The sequence below is a fragment of the Bradyrhizobium sp. HKCCYLS3070 genome (assembly GCF_051167575.1).
Classification (GTDB): domain Bacteria; phylum Pseudomonadota; class Alphaproteobacteria; order Rhizobiales; family Xanthobacteraceae; genus Bradyrhizobium.
The window spans coordinates 470765-486563 of the sequence record NZ_JBNPTI010000005.1 but is presented as its reverse complement, the minus strand read 5'-3'; the positions used below and the strand labels follow the sequence as shown (position 1 = coordinate 486563).

The following is a 15799-nucleotide window of genomic DNA, read 5'->3' as shown; positions in this document are numbered from 1 at the left end:
TGAATAGCTATGCCAACCAACGTTATTCCGGGGCAAGGCCGCAGGCCTTGAACCCGGAATCCCGATATTGTCTCGCGTCCCTTCCCAACAAGTACGAGATTCCGGGTTCAATCGCCAACGCGTGGCCGCGTTGACGATTGCCCCGGAATGACCGCTGCTGGGAAGCAGTCCAGATAAGGAAATGGCGGCCACCGGGGCCGCCATTGTTGTTGGCTGACGATGTCCGCGCGCGGCTTACGCCACGGCCTTGATGACCTTGCCGACCTTCTCGATGATTTCGCCGACCTGATCCTCGCTGACGATCAGCGGCGGGGTCAGCGCCAGCGTGTCACCGGCGATGCGCAGCATCAGGTCGTTGTTGTGGAAGGCGGTCTCCATCGCGGAGTAGCCGCGCTTGCCAGCCGCGTCGGGCAGCGGCGCGAGGTCGATGCCGGCGGTGAGACCAACCGTGCGGATGTCCAGCACGTTGGGCAGGCCCTTGAGCGACATCACGGCGTCGGCGAATTTCGGCTCGATCGCGCGGGCGTGCTCGAACAGCTTGTCGTCGCGATAGATGTCGAGCGTGGCGAGGCCGGCCGCGCAGGCGATCGGATGCGCCGAGTAGGTGTAGCCGTGGGTGAACTCCACCATGTGCTCGGGGCCGCTCATGAAGGCGTCGTGGATGGTGTCGCGCACCAGCACGCCGCCCATCGGTGCCGCGCCATTGGTGACGCCCTTGGCGAAGGTGAGAAGGTCAGGCGTCACGCCGTAGCGCTCGGCGGCGAAGGCGTAGCCGAGGCGGCCGAAGCCGGTGATGACCTCGTCGAAGATCAGCAGGATGCCGTGCTTCTGGGTGATCTCGCGCAGCCGCTTGAGATAGCCCTTCGGCGCCGGGATCACGCCGGTCGAGCCGGCCATCGGCTCGACGATCACGGCGGCGATGGTGTTGGCGCCGTGCAGGTTGACGAGGTTCTCGAGCTCGTCGGCGAAGTGCGCGCCATACTCCGGCTCGCCCTTGGTGAAGGCCTGCTTCTCGCGGTCATAGGTCGCCGGGATGTGGTCGACGCCGGTCAGCAAGGTGCCGAACAGCTTGCGGTTGTTGACGATGCCGCCGACCGAGGTGCCGCCGAAGCCGACGCCGTGATAGCCGCGGACGCGGCCGATCAGGCGGGTGCGGCTGCCCTGGCCGTTGATCTGGTGATAGGCGAGCGCCATCTTCAGCGCGGTGTCGGCTGCCTCCGAGCCGGAGTTGCAGAAGAACACGTGGTCGAGGCCGGCGGGCGCGAGATCAGCGATGCGGTTGGCCAGCTCGAACGCCTGGGGAATGCCGAACTGGAACGGCGGTGCGTAGTCGAGCGCCGCGGCCTGCTGGCCGATCGCCTCGGCGATCTGGCTGCGGCCGTGACCGGCGTTGCAGCACCACATGCCGGCGGCGGCGTCGATGATCTTGCGGCCATCGACGGTGATGTAGTGCATGTCCTTGGCACCGGCGAGCAGGCGCGGGTTCTTCTTGAAGGCGCGGTTCGCGGTGAACGGCATCCAATGCGCGGCAAGATCATTCGGAACGGTGACGGCGGGGCGGGGGCTCTTGTCCAGCATGGGGACCTCTCGGACGGTTGTGCGACGGCGGCAGCATGATCCGGAAAGGTGGCGAACCGGTGCCAGAAAAGCTTGCCGAAACGGATCGTGCTTGATGGGCCTGAATGCGTGCGCCGACGTTGTCGGCCGCTGATCCGGGCCGCCGCCAAGCTATCAGCTTCGCGGACGGACGGAAATGTCAAAGGTCCAGCGTTCCCGCTGCCCTGGTGAGCGGATTCTGCACGGCAGCAGCAGATTGTGCCGCATATTGGAAGTCGCTGCGTCATTTCGCGCCAACCGCGCCGGTGTGCCTCGGGCCGCCGCGTCTCAGACGAGATCGCGCGCGGTGATCCAGAACACCTCGCCCTCGGAGTCCTCGGTGTCGAGCCAGAGCAGCGGCAGGTCGGGATAGGCCGCCTCGATCTGCGGACGGTCGCGTCCGACCTCGCACAACAACCCTCCTTCCGCAGTCAGGTGGTCGCGCGCCTGGCTGAGGATGCGATGGATGATGTCGAGCCCATCGGGGCCGCCGTCGAAGGCCAGCGCCGGCTCGGCGCGGCATTCCCGAGGCAGGCCGGCCATGCCCTCGGCGTCGACATAGGGCGGGTTGGTGATGATCAGATCGTAACGGCGCTGGCTGAGCGGTGCGAACAGGTCACCGCGGTGCAGCGAGATGCGCTCGCCGAGGTCGTAGTCGGCGACGTTCTTCGCCGCAACGGCGAGCGCATCCTTGGAGATGTCGACGGCGTCGATCACCGCATTGGGGAAGTGGCGGCTGGCCAGGATCGCCAGGCACCCAGAGCCGGTGCAGAGGTCCAGCACGCTGTCCACGGCCAGCGGATCGTCGATCAGCGAGGTGCCGTCGGCTTCGGCGCCGCCGAAATGCGTCTCCAGCAGCTCGCCGATGAACGAGCGCGGCACGATGACGCGCTCGTCGACGTAGAACGGCAGGCCGCGCATGTAGACCTTGTTGACCAGATAGGCCGCCGGCTTCCTCGTGGTGATTCGCGCCGTGATCAGGTCGAGGATCGTCTTGCCTTCGGCCGCGGTGACCCGGGCCGTGACGAAGCTCTCGAACTGATCGGGGCGCAGATGCAGCGCCTCGCCGATCAGGAAGGCGGCCTCCGACACCGGATCGGTGGTGCCGTGCGCAAACACCAGATCGGCGTTCTGGAAGCAGCTCACCGCGTAGCGCAGGTAGTCGAGCAGGCTCGCCAGCTCGCCCGCATTGACCTTCGGCAGCCTCAGTGCCGCCGCCTTGCGCGGCGCTGCCGTCTTGACCTTCTTCGCCATCACGACTTCCAGCGCGCCGCTGCGGCATCGTCGTGGCTCTTGGCCTCGACCCAGCCGCCGCCGTTCTCGGTTTCCTCGCGCTTCCAGAACGGCGCGTTGGTCTTGAGATAATCCATCAGGAACTCAGCCGCCTCGAACGCCGCCTGACGGTGGCTGGATGCGGTCACCACCAGCACGATGTTCTCGCCCGGCCGTATCCGGCCGAAGCGGTGAATCACGGTCATGCCCTGCAGCGGCCAGCGCGCCATCGCCTGCTCGGCATGGCGCATGATCTCGGCTTCCGCCATCCCTGGATAGTGCTCGAGCGTCAGTGCGCTGATCGGCGTGTCATGGTCGTTGCCGCGGCACAGGCCGGAGAAGCTGACGACGGCGCCGATGTCGGTGCGGCCATGGCTGAGGGCCGCGATCTCGGCCGCGGTGTCGAAATCCTCTTGCTGCACGCGGACGGTGACGATCGCGGTCATGGACAGATATTCCGTTACGTCAGCCGCCGGTCATCGGCGGGAAGAACGCGATCTCGCGGGCGCCGGCGATGGCCGCATCCGGCTGCACATGGGTATGGTCGATCGCGGTGCGGATCACCTTCGGCCTCTCGAACGCATAGGCGTAGCCCTCGCCGCGCGTGGTGAGCCAGGCGATCAGCTCGCTGACCGTGCGCACGTCCGCCGGCGGCTCGACCGTCTCCTCGGCCTTGCCGACGCGCTCGCGCACCCAGGCGAAATACTTCACCTTCATCGCGAGTCCGCCTCGATGAGGTGGTGGATGCCGGCGCGGAAATAGTCGTAGCCGGTGTAGATGGTGAAGACCGCCGACAAGCCGAGCAGCCAAATTCCGATCCCGCTCACGATCGGGCCAACGGCCGTCGAGATCTGGGCGACCGCCGCATCGCCGGCCTCGCCCGCGAGCAGGAAGCCGATTGCCACCAGTTGCATCGTGGTCTTCCATTTGGCGACCTTGGTCACCGGCACCGAGACGCGCAGCGCGGCGAGATATTCGCGCAGGCCCGACACCAGGATCTCGCGGCACAGGATCACGATGGCCGCCCACAGCGACCAGTTCTGGATGGTGCTGTCGGCGGCCAGCATCAGCAGGCAGGAGGCGACCAGAAGCTTGTCGGCGATCGGATCGAGCATACGGCCGAATGCCGATTGCTGGTTCCAGATCCGCGCGAAATGACCGTCGAGATAGTCGGTGATCCCAGCCGCAATGAACACCGCGACGGCGACCCAGCGGAGCCACAAAGGATACATCCAGACCGACTGCGCGTAGATGCAGCCGACCACGACCGGTATCGCGGCGATGCGCGTATAGGTCAGGATGTTCGGCAGGGACGTCGACGTCTTGCTGGGCACGCGTGTGGTCGCAATATTCATCCGGTGTACCAATACTGCCGCCGTTCGGACGTCAACCTCCGAGCCGAGCCGCTTCGGCAGGATGACGCAGATATGACGCGAATCGCAACGAAGTCTTGCGGAGATAGGAACTCTTGCGCATGCGGCAACGCGACCCGCAACGCTTCATTAAGCAACCGGACGCGGTCGCGCCAGTGCGCAGATCGGCGGGCGCGACGCACGGCTGGGACCTTGTTGCGGTGCAGTGACGGCTGCGCGAAGGCTTGAGCGAAAGCCTCAGATCGCCTCCGCGCCATGCACCGCGCACCAATGCGCCTGGCGTTCCGCGAACACGCGGTCGCGCACAAAGGTCAGCGTTTCGTCGTCGAAGGTCTCGATCACCTCCAGGCTGAACGACCCTTCGCCATGGGCGGCCCAGGCCGCCTGCAACCCGCCGCGGCGGTGGCCGCCCTGGCGCAGGGTGAACCACAGCCGGTTCTGGATTTTGTCGAGATCCGGCGCGCAGCCGACCCAGCGCTGGCCGGTGGCGGCGCAGGTCACGGCGAAGATGCCGGCAGGTGTCTTGCGTTCCTTATAGGCGGCGACGGCCGCCTTGCGCTGGTCGGGGGTCATGGTGGGGCTCCACTTTAACCCGGGTAATTAGCGTATATTTTTATCCGGGTAAATTGTTTTTGCCGACAGCCTGCCAACTCGTCGTTTTTTTGCTGTCCCGGCTTTCACATGGTGAGCACGACGCGGCGGGTGGCATCATCCCTGGCCCAATTGCGTTCGATCGCGTTCAGCGGGATCGGATCGGCCGCGATCTCGAGCCGGGCAGGGATGGCCGCCTGCAACAACTCACCGGTGAGCGCGATCAGACGCTCGAGCGGAATGCTGCCGATGCCGCTGCCCATCAATTCGATGGCTGATGCGCGCAGCACCGCGCTCGGCAGGGTGATGTCGCCGCTGCTGATGGAGCCGATCTGGACGAATCGGATCGGTCTCGCCTCCGCGCCCGCCTTGGCCGCTGCCATCAGCAGCCGCTCGGCGCTGGCGCCCCAGAGATAGTCGAGCACGACGTCGACACCCCCGGCGAAATGGGGCTTGAAACGTTCCTCCAGCGCGTCGCCATCGCCGACCAGGGGAATGACCGCGTCGGCGCCGAGCGCGGTCAGGGATTGCAGCGTCGCGGCGTTGCGCCCGGTCGCGATCACCTTGGCCGCACCGAGATGCTTGGCGATCTGAACCGCGAGCCGACCGGACGTTCCAGTGGCGCCATTGATCAGCACGGTGTCGCCGGCGCGGAGGTGTGCGCGCTCGCGCAGCGCCGCCCAGGACGACAGGCCAGGATTGGCGATTGCCGCCGCGGTGACGTCATCGAGATCATCGGGCAAGGCGAGGCATCGCGCCTTCGGCACCACCGTCTTTTCGGCCATGCCGCCATGGGGGGCCCTGGGAAGCACGAAGTAGACCCGGCTGCCGTCCTCACAGCGGCCGACGCCATCGATCCCAGCCACAAAGGGAAACGCGCCGGTTGAGCTGTAGTGCGTGCCGGAGGCGCGGGCCTTGGTGATCTGGCTGATCGCTGCGGCGGTCACGGTGATCAGATGCTCGTCAGGAGCAGCGATCGGGTTGGCGAAATCGGCGTAGACCGGCGGCTGCCCGGCTTTCTGGACAATAGCGGCTTTCATGGTGGAGCTCCGGATTATATGTGTATAATGCACATATATCCGGAGGGACTGATGTCGCCAAGGAATAATGTGCAAAATACACATATAAGTGAGCAGCTCCGCGTCCTGCACGGGGCGCTGCTCGACATTGTGGCCGTGATGAACCGGCCGCAGCGCGACGAGGCGCTGATCAGGGAAGCCGGCATCGCGCTCGACCGCGCGCTGTTTCCGCTGCTGGTCGGAATCGAGCGATTTGGCCCGATCGGTGTGGTCGAGATGGCGGATCGGGTCGGGCGCGACTACACCACCGTCAGCCGCCAGGTCGCCAAGCTCGAGAGCCTCGGGCTGGTGGCACGCCAGGCCAGCGCCGCGGACCGGCGGGTGCGCGAGGCGGTGATCACGCCGAAGGGCAAGGCCATGACCGACCTCGTCGACGCTGCGCGCGAGCGGATCGGCCGCGCCATCTTCGAAAGCTGGGAGATCCGCGATGTGGATGAGCTGGTGCGGCTGATGCGGAAGTTCGCCGATGCGGTGAAGCAGGAGCCGCCGGCTGCGGCTTGAGCCGCGATCGGCTCAGCTCGCGTTGCTGTGAAAATACTCGAAAATCTTCCGCGCGCTTTCGGCGCTCACGCCCGGCACCTTGCCGAGATCGGCGATCGAGGCGCGTTCGATCTCCTTCAGGGTGCCGAAATGGTGCAGCAGCGCGCGCTTGCGCGACGGGCCGATGCCGGGGATCTCCTGCAGGCCGGCCTCGCGGATGTCCTTCTTGCGCAGCTTGCGGTGCGAGCCGATGACGAAGCGATGCGCCTCGTCGCGCAGGCGCTGGATGAAATACAGCACGGGATCGCGCGGCTCGAGCTTGATCGCCTCGCGCTCGGGGATGAACAGCGTCTCGCGGCCGGCGTCACGGTCGGGGCCCTTGGCGACCGACATCAGCGCGACATTGGTGACGCCGAGCTCGGTGAAGATCTCGCGGACGGCATTGAGCTGGCCGCGGCCGCCGTCGATGATGACGAGATCCGGCCATTGCGGCACGTCGTCCTCCTTGGCCGCGCGGGCGACATCCTTCTCCGACGGTGACACCAGCCGCTTGAAGCGGCGCTGCAGCACCTCCTTCATCATCGCGTAGTCGTCGCCGGGCGTCAGCCCTTCCGACTTGATGTTGAACTTGCGGTACTGGTTCTTCATGAAGCCGTCGGGGCCGGCGACAATCATCGCGCCGACCGCGTTGGTGCCCTGGATGTGGCTGTTGTCGTAGACCTCGATGCGCCGGGGGATCTGCGGCAGGCCGAGCGTCGTCGTCATCGCCTCCAGCAGCCGGCTTTGCGTTGCGGTGTCCGCGAGCTTGCGGCCCAGCGCCTCGCGCGCATTGGTCAGCGCATGGATGACGAGGTCCTTCTTCTCGCCGCGCTTCGGGCAGGACACCTCGACCTTGTGGCCGGCCTTGACGCACAGCGCCTCGGCGAGCAGCTCGGCTTCCTCGATCTCGTGCGACAGCAGGATCAGCTTCGGAGGCGGCTTGTCGTCGTAGAACTGCGTGATGAACGCCGACAGCACCTCCTCCGGCAGATAGCTCTTCTCCGCGCGCGGGAAGTAGGCGCGGTTGCCCCAGTTCTGCCCGGTGCGGAAGAAGAACACCTCGACGCAGGAATAGCCGCCCTCCTGGTGGATGGCGAACACGTCGGCTTCCTCGACCGTGCGCGGATTGATGCCCTGCTGCGAGGAGATCGCCGACAGCGCCGCGAGGCGGTCGCGATAGACGGCGGCAGTCTCGAATTCGAGCTCGCCTGACGCCTTCTCCATTTCGGCCGCCAGCAGCGCCTTCACCGCCTGGCTGCGTCCGGACAGGAAATCGGTCGCCTCGCGCACCAGCTCGGTGTAGCCGGGGAAGTCGATCTCCTGGGTGCAGGGCCCGGCGCAGCGGCGGATCTGGTGCAGCAGGCAGGGGCGGGTGCGGCTCTCGAAGAACGAGTCGGTGCAGGAGCGGATCAGGAAGGCGCGCTGCAGCGCCGTGATGGTGCGGTTGACGGCACCGGCCGAGGCGAACGGACCGAAATAGCGCCCCGGCCTGGACTGCGCGCCGCGGTGCTTGAGGATCTGCGGCGCCCAATGGTCGCCGGTGATGAGAATATAGGGAAACGACTTGTCGTCGCGCAGCTGCACGTTGAAGCGCGGCTTGAGCTGCTTGATGAGGTTCGCCTCCAGCAGCAGCGCCTCGGTCTCCGTGGTGGTGGAGACGATCTCGACCGTCACGGTGGCTGCGATCATGCGCAGGATGCGCGCCGGCAGCGGCGCGTTGGCACGCGCATAGGACGACAGGCGCTTTTTGACGTTCTTGGCCTTGCCGACATAGAGCACGTCGTGCGCCGCGTTGAGCATGCGGTAGACGCCCGGCGAGGTCGGCGCCAGCCGCACCGCGTTCTCGATCGCCGCGTGGCCGATCGCAAGCGGACCTTCGCCGACCGCCTCCAGGCTCTCCTCGGCCAGCTCCGGCAGCCGGCCGTCATCGTCCTCGTCCGCAGCCGATGCGGCGGGATCGAGGTCGGGCGTGTCGATGGTCTCGGGCGGCAGGTCGGCCGCGCCACGCCGGCTCGGGGGCGTCGGCGCCTTGGGTGGATCGGAGCTGTGGGTGGTCATGTCCGCAAACTAAGCGCTGCCGCGCCGTCTCGCCAGCTTGCGATGGCGCCATGCACAGGGCAGGGCGGTAACGCTTCGTTAAGCACGTTAATGGCCGGGTAACCCGGCTTAACAACGGCTTAACCTAAAACTCTCGATAAATGCTCACGAAAGAAGCGAGAGTTCCGTAACCACGCCGGCCCGCGCACCACAGTCGCGCGGCGCAGGCTCCGGCGGGTGACGGCGAGTGGCGTGGAGTGAGCGATGAACAGGTTCTTGGTCGGTGCTGCCGCCGCGGCGGGCTTGGGCGCGGCGGCTCTCGGATCGGTCTCGGCGCAGGCGGCGGATCTCGGCTACGGGCGCGGCGCGCCCTATACCGTGAACCAGCCCCTCAACGCCTACAGCTGGGCCGGGCCCTATCTCGGCGGCACGCTGGGCTATGAATGGGGCACCGTCGGCAACAACCCGACCAAGCCGTCCGGTCTCACCGGCGGCCTGACCGCGGGTTACAATTGGCAGAACGGCCCGTGGGTGTTCGGCGCCGAGGGCGACATCAACCTGACCGGCGCCAATGACACCTTCGCCCCGTGGAAGTTCTCGAACCCGTGGTTCGGCACATTGCGCGGCCGCGCCGGCTACGCCTTCAACAACATCCTGTTCTACGGCACCGGCGGCCTCGCCTTTGGCGGCCTGCGCGCCGAGACCTTCGGTCTTTCGGAATCGCACACCACGGTGGGCTGGACGCTCGGTGCCGGCACCGAGTTCGGCCTGGCACAGAACTGGACCGCCAAGATCGAGTATCTCTACGTCGATCTCGACAGCAGCAATTTCGTGATCACGGGGGCGAAGAACGACTATCGGTTTGGAATTGTGCGCGCAGGCATCAACTTCCACTTCTGATGGCAACGAGGGAATAGGAAGAAGAAACGTCCAACGACAACCTCCCGGCCGCTCGCGTGGCCGGGATTTTTTTGTCGGAGCGCTCTGTGCAATCTGGAGACGTGCATCATTGCGCGCGGCCTGCACGTACGAGCCGGCAATGCTGTGCACGCGAGCAGGCGCTGCCGACAGCTTCCAAACCAGCGAAGAGGTGGCGTCGAGGCGCGCCCGGCTGCAATCATGCCGGCGCGTGAACCACCGCCAGGCGGGCTCGCCCTAAGACGACAGCACCAGGTTGACCGCTTTCGGGCCCTTGCCCTTCTTGTCCGGCTCGACCTCGAAGCTGATCCGCTGTCCTTCGGTCAGGTCCTTCAGGCCCGCGCGCTCCACCGCCGTGATGTGCACGAACACGTCGCGTCCACCGTCGTCCGGCTTGATGAAGCCGTAGCCGCGTTCGCCGTTGAAGAACTTGACCGTCCCAGTCATGGCCATCGGGAAACTCCTCCCCCGCAATGCTTCCTCCACTGCGCGCCCTGCGCAGCGTCCGACCGGACATCACTTTGATCGGAAAGCGTTGGCCACCTTAACGCCCAGCGCTCGCCGCGCCGGATCGCCGGATCTTGTTAGGCCTTGATCACCCCGCCGCAACCATTCGCGGAAGCGGAACGTAAAGCCAGTCTTACAATCGGACACAATAATACGGTTCCGCGCCGATTGACTACGGCTTTTCGACCAGTCGCCGTTTCAAGCTTTGGGGAATTCGAGTCGGAAGCGCGCCGCGCCGCCCTGGCCGAGGGGCTTCTGCAGTTCCTGCAGGATGAGCTTCAGCTCGTCATGTAATGTCCAGGGCGGGTTGACGATCAGCAGCCCGGTCGAGGTGAGCGCCTCGCCTTCGATCTGCGGCGCAACACTGAACTCGATCCGCAGAACCTTGCCCGGCGGCTTGGCCGCGGCTGCGAGCGCCGCGACACGATCGCTCAGCTCTTCCGTCGCACGCCGGCTCTTGGCGGGATACCACAGCACGTAGATACCGGTGGTCCACTTCGCGAAGGCCGCGGCGAAGCGATCGGCGAGCCGCTCGAACTCATCCTTCGCCTCGAACGCCGGATCGATCAGCACCACGCCCCGGCGCTCGTTCGGCGGCACGAAGGCGGGCAGGGCGACCCAGCCGTCGAGATCGACGACACGGGCCTGGGTGTCGCGGCGCAACTGATCGATCAACTGCTTGCGGGGGATCGGCGCGAGCTCGCACAGGGTCATGCGGTCCTGCGGCCGCAGCAGCGCGCGCGCGATCAGCGGCGAGCCGGGATAGGCGACCAGTTCGGCCTTGGGATTGAACGATCGGACGATATCCAGATAGGGCTGGACCAGCGCATAGGCCTGATCCGACAGCCGCGCCTGCAGCACGCGGGCGATGCCGGTGAGGTACTCGCCGCTGCGCGTCGCCTCGTCGCCGGTGAGGTCATACAGGCCGGCGCCGGCATGGGTGTCGATCACCCGGAACGCGGCGGGCTTCTCCTGGAGGTAGACCAGGATGCGCGTCAGCACGATGTGCTTGATGACGTCGGCGAAGCCGCCGGCGTGGAAGGCATGTCGGTAGTTCATGCCATCCGGTTACGCCGTTCCGCGTCAAAAGGGTACCCCGTCGATGCGCCGGACGCCCTCCGGAGAGCCGCGGATGAGCGCCGCCGCAGGCCGACGCGCTGCGTCGCCCGATTCGCAGCCGCTAGCCGCCGCGGACCGGCGGCATGTTGACCTCGTCGCGCCGGCAGGCCTGCCGGTCGATCTCGTCGCAGTTGCGAAACTCCAGATCCTTCGACAGACAGATCCGGACCTCGCTCAGCCTGGTGCGGTTACAGGTGACGGCAATGCCCGATGTCGTGAGCTTGGGGTTGGCCTTGATGAAGGCCTCCTCGATCGCCGCCGGCGCCACCGTCTTGGCCTCCGCGAGATCGAGGAATTCCGGGGGGATCTTGATGGCGGCGCGGGCCTTGCGGATGGCTTCGAAATAGGCCTTCGCCGACACGCCGGCGCAGGTGCCGTGCTTGTCCCACTCGTTGTAGATCAGGCCCGGCGCCGGCATCAGGTCGAGCATCGAGGTCATGATGTTGCGGGGCAGGCGCGGCGCCGGCTGCTCGCAATATTCGGGGTAGCCGTTCTCGTATTGCGGCCACAGCCCGTGCACGACGAACGAGTACGGTCGGCCGCTGCATTGCTGGGACCGGCTGCCGCGACCGCCGCGCTCCTCGGCTTCGGCGCAGTACGAGGGCGACCACGACAACGAGAGAACATAGAAGTCGAACGCGCCCGGCGCATTCTGGCGGCGGTCCTGCGCCTCGGCGGCGCCAGCCGTGAGCACACCGAGCAAGAGGGCAAAGCAGGCGATCGTTCTGGACAACAGGACGGCAGGTCGGCACAGGCAATCGAACATGGCGTACTCCCCGGAAAATGCCAGGAGCCTACCAGCACACGGGAACATTTCAAGAACAAAAATGGCTGCCCCAAGGCAGCCATTCGTCAGCCGGCCGCCCGCGCGAGCGGCCGATACGCCGGGAAAGGCAAATCAGGGCTTGGCGGCGCGGCAGGCCGGATTGAAGGCCCAGTTGCGATCGAGGCCGACGACGCAGAACTCGACGCCCTGGTCATAGCCGGCGAAGCCGCCATCCTCGATGATCGAGAAGTTGACGGTGCGCGCCTTGCCGTCGCTGATCATCACGCTGCCGGTGCAGAAGCGACGCGGAATGTTGTCGGACTGCCAGGGCCGGAAGGCGATCTCATGGACATTGGCGACGCCGGTGATCGTCAGCGAGGAATTCCAGAAGGTGCTCTCCTTGTCCTGGAATCGCGAGACGATGGTCGGAATGGCCGCCTCGCAAGGCGCGACCCGGCCTTCATATTTCGGACCGGACAACCAGAAGTTCATCTCGAGCGGGTTGGCGGCCTGAGCCGGGGCGGTGGCGACGATGGCGGCAAGCAGCGCGCCACAGGCGGCGCCGAACATCTTGAAAGGTGAGCTGAAGTCGCGCATGGGCCGTCCGCAAGGCTGATCCGGGAGCGTGGACCGTGCCGCGGCGGCCACAGGAGGTCAAGTGCAACGCGGCAACACTCCACGATTAGTCCTGTTAACGCGAGGCCGGTGTTCTTTTCTTGACCGGACAGGACCTTTAGAATGGCGGGCCAGATCGAGGAGAATGCAATGCGGACGCTGATGGCCGGATTCGTGAAGACTGCAGGCCTCGTGGCCGCTGGGATGGTGCTGGTTGCGGCATCCGCCCAGGCCGACGTGGTGCCGCCCTTCAAGGGCAACGACACCGGCGGCATCATCGCCTTCCAGCTGGCCCAGACCACGGATGCGCGCCAGCTCGCGGTCGATCATTGCGCCTCCTACGGCAAGGTCGCGAAGTTCCGCGCCGTCGATGCGCGCTACGGTGGCTACGTTTCGTTCGCCTGCCGCTGGGTACCCTATGGCTCGGCGCAGCGGCCGCTGCGGACGCTGTACTGACCTTCCATCAACTGCCGTTCTCCCAATTGCCACTTTTCTGCGGCATTCGCTCCGGCATCGATCAACGAGCCGGAACGGGGCATATGACCTGCACACGCATCGCAATTGGGCTGTTGGCCTGCTGCCTCCTGGGCGTGACCGCGAGCCATGAGGCACGGGCCGTCGACCTGCCGGTGCGCAAGGCCGGCCTGTGGGAGCTGAAGATGATCAGATCCGGCGGTCAGCTGCCGGAGGCGACGATGCAGCACTGCACCGACGCGGCCACCGACAAGGAGATGAACAACTTCGCCTCGCCGATGGCGCAGCAGGTCTGCTCCAAGCAGGACATCCAGAAGACCGCGACCGGCTACGTCTCCGATTCGGTCTGCAATTTCGGCGGCATCAATACGACGTCGCATGCCGACATCACCGGCGACTTCAACTCGGCCTATACGGTGAAGACGATGTCGCGCGTCACGGGCGGCGCCGCCGGCACCGGGGTGAAGGACACCGCGATGACGATCGAGGCCAAATGGCTCGGCGCCTGCAAGCCCGACCAGAAGCCCGGGGACATCGTGATGCCCGGCGGCATGAAGATGAACGTCAAGGACATGGCCAAGCTGAAGGCCCTGATCCCGGGCGTGAAGCAGTAGGCGGGCGCTCGTTGCGTGTGGCGGGTGCAGAGACGTGGGTTGGCGTTCATCCGCGGACGCGAAGCACGATCTTCCCGATGTGTCGGCTCGTCTCCATGCGTTCGTGCGCATCGGCTGCCTCGGACAGGCGATAGGTGCTGTCGATGTGCGGCCGAATGGCCGTTCCGAGCAGGGGCGAGATGCGCTGCCGCAGCTTGCTTGCGAGGCGGCGTTTGATATCGAGTGACGTCGACCGCAGGAATGCGCCGGTGATGCTGGCCCGGCGCGCCATCAGGCTGCGCAGCGGCACCGCCAGCTCCTTGCCATGTCCGGCCGAGAGCAGGGCGATCCGTCCGCCCATCGCGAGCGCCGCGAGGTCCTGCGCGATGTGAGCGCCGGCGGAGGTGTCGAGGATGCAGTCGACCCCGCGCGTCCCCGTCGCCGCGCGGATCTGCTCGGCGAGATCGGGATCGGCATAGTCGAACACGGCGCTGCAGCCGAGCCCGAGTGCCAGGGCGCGCTTCTCTGTGGTGCCGGCGGTGGCCATGACGGGATGACCCAGCGCGCGCAGGAGCTGGATCGCGATCGTGCCGACGCCGCTGCTTCCGCCATGAATCAGGGCCGTCTCGCCGGGCGCCATGCGCATCAGCTCGAAGAAGTTGAACCAGGTCGTGAACAGCGCCTCGGGCAGGCCGGCGCCTTGGATCCAGTCGAGGCCGCTCGGCAAGTCCAGTGCAAGATGCTGGTCGGTGGCGACGTATTGCGCGTATGAACCGCCGTCGGTCAGTGCGATCACCGCTCTACCCAGCCGTTCCGGGGATACGTTGGCGCCGCAGGCCACGATGCGCCCCGAGGCTTCCAATCCCGGTATGGGATTGGGCTCCCGCAACGGCCCGGCAGCGCGCTGGTTGCAGTCATGACGGTTGATGCCGGCGGCTGCGACCTCGATCAGCACATCGTCTGGTCCGAGGCGCGGCACCGGCCAGTCCTGTCGCTCCGACAGGACCTCCGGGCCGCCCGCGGCGGTGATGATGACGGCGCGCTGATCGTCCGGAATCATGCTTGGTCGCTCATGTGCTCACTTGCCGACCAGGCTGCACTTGCTGCGGTCGAGCGGGCGAAACGCCTGATCGGGGGCGATCTTCGTCACCAGCTTGACGAAGTCCCAGGGGCGCTTCGATTCGGCGGGGGTCTTGACCTGGACCAGATACAGGTCGTGCACCATGCGCTGGTCGTCGCGGATCTGGCCGTGGTCGGCATAGGCGTCCGAGACCGGCGTGGCCTTCATCCGGACCATCACCGTTGCGCCGTCGTCGCTGTCGGCATCCTTCACCGCCTGCAGATAGTGCCGCACGGCCGAATAGACCCCGGCCTGGATCTGTGACGGCATCGCCTTCCGGCGCGCGTAGAATGCGTCGGAGAAGCGGCGCGCGGCGGGGGAGGCATCCTCGAAGAAGCTGGTGACGATGAGATCGCCCTGCGTCGCCTTGAGGCCGATGGATTCGATGTCGACGTTCTGGAACGACATTGGCACGATCTTCATGCCCTGGGCCGCAAGCCCGAATTCCTCGGCCTGCTTGATGGCCGTGGCATTGTCGCCGGCGACGTTGAGCGCCAGGATCTTGGCGCCGGAGGCCTGGGCCTGCAGCAGGAACGAGCCGTAATCCGGCGTGCCGAGCTGCGCCTTGACGCTGCCGGCGACCGTGCCGCCGAGCTCGGCGATGCGAGCGCGCGCGGTCGCCTCGACCGAATGGCCGAATGCGTAGTCGCCGGTGATGAAGAACCACGGCTCCTTGCTGGTCTGCATGATGCCCGACACGACGGCTGTCGCGGTCGAATAGGCGTCGTGCGTCCATTGCACCGAGGTCGGGGCGCAGGCCTCGTCGGTGAGCTGATTGGCGCCGGCCCCGGAGATGAGAAAGATCTTGCCGTTGCTGCGCACCAGCTCCTGGACGCCAAGGGCCGCGCCGGAGCTGCCGCCGTCGGCGATCGCCTGCACACCGTCCTGCTCGAACCAGCGCCGGGCGATCGCGACCGCGATATCCGGCTTGTTCTGATGATCGGCCTGAAGGATCTCGATCGGCCTGCCGTTGATCTTGCCACCGAACTCCTCAGCGGCCATCCGGGCCGCTTCCACGGAGCCGGGCCCCATCGCGGTCGCGAAGATGCCGGTCATGTCGGTGAGCACACCGATACGAATGGCACCTCCCTTGATTTCGGCCTGCGCGGATGAGCCTGCAAGCAGTAGCAGGGCAGCGATGCTGGATCTGAGACAGCGCGACATGATGATCCTCCCCGGATTTGAAGATTTGGTTTTTTGTCGTGTTTGATTGGTGCGCC

The 15799-nt window shown here is 66.2% G+C and carries 18 protein-coding genes; 4 read left to right on the top strand and 14 right to left on the bottom strand.

Annotation, left to right across the window (positions count from 1 at the left end):
- Positions 1-234 precede the first annotated feature (234 nt).
- From ACQR03_RS19825 to ACQR03_RS19795, 7 genes are all read right to left on the bottom strand, one after another.
- Entirely contained in the window at positions 235-1578 is a 1344-nt protein-coding gene (locus ACQR03_RS19825; RefSeq protein WP_315754462.1) for an aspartate aminotransferase family protein, read from the bottom strand.
- Positions 1579-1884: 306 nt separating this feature from the next.
- Positions 1885-2850: a 50S ribosomal protein L3 N(5)-glutamine methyltransferase gene (gene prmB / locus ACQR03_RS19820; protein WP_316174359.1), complete on the bottom strand. Its 966-nt coding sequence runs from the start codon at positions 2848-2850 to the stop codon at positions 1885-1887.
- Positions 2850-3314, bottom strand: a complete 465-nt coding sequence (locus ACQR03_RS19815) for a molybdenum cofactor biosynthesis protein MoaE (RefSeq protein ID WP_316187094.1) — start codon at positions 3312-3314, stop codon at positions 2850-2852. The genes prmB and ACQR03_RS19815 overlap by 1 nt, the downstream gene beginning before the upstream one ends.
- 19 nt (positions 3315-3333) lie before the next feature.
- Positions 3334-3585: a molybdopterin converting factor subunit 1 gene (gene moaD, locus ACQR03_RS19810; RefSeq protein ID WP_316201702.1), complete on the bottom strand. Its 252-nt coding sequence runs from the start codon at positions 3583-3585 to the stop codon at positions 3334-3336.
- The gene (gene pgsA, locus ACQR03_RS19805) at positions 3582-4223 is read right to left on the bottom strand and encodes a CDP-diacylglycerol--glycerol-3-phosphate 3-phosphatidyltransferase (protein ID WP_315754456.1); all 642 of its coding nucleotides are present in this window, start codon (positions 4221-4223) and stop codon (positions 3582-3584) included. The genes moaD and pgsA overlap by 4 nt, the downstream gene beginning before the upstream one ends.
- A gap of 255 nt (positions 4224-4478) precedes the next feature.
- Positions 4479-4814, bottom strand: coding sequence for a GIY-YIG nuclease family protein (locus ACQR03_RS19800; protein ID WP_315825374.1), 336 nt, complete (start codon positions 4812-4814; stop codon positions 4479-4481).
- A 104-nt stretch (positions 4815-4918) separates the two neighbouring features.
- Positions 4919-5983 carry a quinone oxidoreductase family protein gene (locus tag ACQR03_RS19795; protein WP_316191450.1) on the bottom strand — a complete coding sequence of 355 codons (1065 nt, stop codon included), beginning with the start codon at positions 5981-5983 and terminating at the stop codon, positions 4919-4921.
- Between ACQR03_RS19795 and ACQR03_RS19790 the strand changes: the two genes are divergently transcribed.
- The gene (locus ACQR03_RS19790) at positions 5924-6412 is read left to right on the top strand and encodes a MarR family winged helix-turn-helix transcriptional regulator (RefSeq protein ID WP_315713604.1); all 489 of its coding nucleotides are present in this window, start codon (positions 5924-5926) and stop codon (positions 6410-6412) included. The genes ACQR03_RS19795 and ACQR03_RS19790 overlap by 60 nt on opposite strands.
- A 12-nt stretch (positions 6413-6424) precedes the next feature.
- Here ACQR03_RS19790 and uvrC read toward each other — a convergent pair whose 3' ends face one another.
- Positions 6425-8488 carry an excinuclease ABC subunit UvrC gene (uvrC, locus tag ACQR03_RS19785; RefSeq protein ID WP_316174352.1) on the bottom strand — a complete coding sequence of 688 codons (2064 nt, stop codon included), beginning with the start codon at positions 8486-8488 and terminating at the stop codon, positions 6425-6427.
- Between the two features lie 243 nt (positions 8489-8731).
- Between uvrC and ACQR03_RS19780 the strand changes: the two genes are divergently transcribed.
- Positions 8732-9367, top strand: a complete 636-nt coding sequence (locus ACQR03_RS19780; RefSeq protein WP_315713602.1) for an outer membrane protein — start codon at positions 8732-8734, stop codon at positions 9365-9367.
- 255 nt (positions 9368-9622) lie between these two features.
- Here ACQR03_RS19780 and ACQR03_RS19775 read toward each other — a convergent pair whose 3' ends face one another.
- From ACQR03_RS19775 to ACQR03_RS19760, 4 genes are all read right to left on the bottom strand, one after another.
- Complete coding sequence (locus ACQR03_RS19775; protein ID WP_006612991.1) at positions 9623-9838, bottom strand: cold-shock protein; 216 nt, start codon at positions 9836-9838, stop codon at positions 9623-9625.
- Between the two features lie 252 nt (positions 9839-10090).
- Positions 10091-10951, bottom strand: coding sequence for a 23S rRNA (adenine(2030)-N(6))-methyltransferase RlmJ (locus ACQR03_RS19770; protein ID WP_315713601.1), 861 nt, complete (start codon positions 10949-10951; stop codon positions 10091-10093).
- A 121-nt stretch (positions 10952-11072) separates the two neighbouring features.
- Complete coding sequence (locus ACQR03_RS19765) at positions 11073-11777, bottom strand: ribonuclease T2 (protein ID WP_315754447.1); 705 nt, start codon at positions 11775-11777, stop codon at positions 11073-11075.
- A 132-nt stretch (positions 11778-11909) separates the two neighbouring features.
- On the bottom strand, positions 11910-12374 hold the full coding sequence (locus ACQR03_RS19760) for a hypothetical protein (RefSeq protein ID WP_315713599.1): 465 nt from the start codon (positions 12372-12374) through the stop codon (positions 11910-11912).
- 168 nt (positions 12375-12542) lie between these two features.
- Here ACQR03_RS19760 and ACQR03_RS19755 point away from each other — a divergent pair, with 168 nt between their 5' ends.
- Both ACQR03_RS19755 and ACQR03_RS19750 read left to right on the top strand, forming a co-directional pair.
- Positions 12543-12848, top strand: a complete 306-nt coding sequence (locus ACQR03_RS19755) for a hypothetical protein (protein WP_315713661.1) — start codon at positions 12543-12545, stop codon at positions 12846-12848.
- An 83-nt stretch (positions 12849-12931) separates the two neighbouring features.
- Positions 12932-13480 carry a DUF3617 domain-containing protein gene (locus tag ACQR03_RS19750; RefSeq protein WP_316184144.1) on the top strand — a complete coding sequence of 183 codons (549 nt, stop codon included), beginning with the start codon at positions 12932-12934 and terminating at the stop codon, positions 13478-13480.
- 46 nt (positions 13481-13526) lie between these two features.
- Here the strand turns inward: ACQR03_RS19750 and ACQR03_RS19745 are convergent, their stop codons facing one another.
- Complete coding sequence (locus ACQR03_RS19745; protein WP_434841447.1) at positions 13527-14519, bottom strand: NAD(P)H-quinone oxidoreductase; 993 nt, start codon at positions 14517-14519, stop codon at positions 13527-13529.
- A gap of 18 nt (positions 14520-14537) precedes the next feature.
- Complete coding sequence (locus ACQR03_RS19740; RefSeq protein ID WP_315825369.1) at positions 14538-15743, bottom strand: ABC transporter substrate-binding protein; 1206 nt, start codon at positions 15741-15743, stop codon at positions 14538-14540.
- Positions 15744-15799: the final 56 nt, after the last annotated feature.

Bases quoted from the DNA above. Each gene is read 5' to 3' on its own strand.
- ACQR03_RS19825 (WP_315754462.1), bottom strand. From the start codon at position 1,578: ATGCTGGACAAGAGCCCCCGCCCCGCCGTCACCGTTCCGAATGATCTT.
- prmB (WP_316174359.1), bottom strand. From the start codon at position 2,850: ATGGCGAAGAAGGTCAAGACGGCAGCGCCGCGCAAGGCGGCGGCACTG.
- ACQR03_RS19815 (WP_316187094.1), bottom strand. From the start codon at position 3,314: ATGACCGCGATCGTCACCGTCCGCGTGCAGCAAGAGGATTTCGACACC.
- moaD (WP_316201702.1), bottom strand. From the start codon at position 3,585: ATGAAGGTGAAGTATTTCGCCTGGGTGCGCGAGCGCGTCGGCAAGGCC.
- pgsA (WP_315754456.1), bottom strand. From the start codon at position 4,223: ATGAATATTGCGACCACACGCGTGCCCAGCAAGACGTCGACGTCCCTG.
- ACQR03_RS19800 (WP_315825374.1), bottom strand. From the start codon at position 4,814: ATGACCCCCGACCAGCGCAAGGCGGCCGTCGCCGCCTATAAGGAACGC.
- ACQR03_RS19790 (WP_315713604.1), top strand. From the start codon at position 5,924: ATGTCGCCAAGGAATAATGTGCAAAATACACATATAAGTGAGCAGCTC.
- uvrC (WP_316174352.1), bottom strand. From the start codon at position 8,488: ATGACCACCCACAGCTCCGATCCACCCAAGGCGCCGACGCCCCCGAGC.
- ACQR03_RS19780 (WP_315713602.1), top strand. From the start codon at position 8,732: ATGAACAGGTTCTTGGTCGGTGCTGCCGCCGCGGCGGGCTTGGGCGCG.
- ACQR03_RS19775 (WP_006612991.1), bottom strand. From the start codon at position 9,838: ATGGCCATGACTGGGACGGTCAAGTTCTTCAACGGCGAACGCGGCTAC.
- ACQR03_RS19770 (WP_315713601.1), bottom strand. From the start codon at position 10,951: ATGAACTACCGACATGCCTTCCACGCCGGCGGCTTCGCCGACGTCATC.
- ACQR03_RS19765 (WP_315754447.1), bottom strand. From the start codon at position 11,777: ATGTTCGATTGCCTGTGCCGACCTGCCGTCCTGTTGTCCAGAACGATC.
- ACQR03_RS19760 (WP_315713599.1), bottom strand. From the start codon at position 12,374: ATGCGCGACTTCAGCTCACCTTTCAAGATGTTCGGCGCCGCCTGTGGC.
- ACQR03_RS19755 (WP_315713661.1), top strand. From the start codon at position 12,543: ATGCGGACGCTGATGGCCGGATTCGTGAAGACTGCAGGCCTCGTGGCC.
- ACQR03_RS19750 (WP_316184144.1), top strand. From the start codon at position 12,932: ATGACCTGCACACGCATCGCAATTGGGCTGTTGGCCTGCTGCCTCCTG.
- ACQR03_RS19745 (WP_434841447.1), bottom strand. From the start codon at position 14,519: ATGATTCCGGACGATCAGCGCGCCGTCATCATCACCGCCGCGGGCGGC.
- ACQR03_RS19740 (WP_315825369.1), bottom strand. From the start codon at position 15,743: ATGTCGCGCTGTCTCAGATCCAGCATCGCTGCCCTGCTACTGCTTGCA.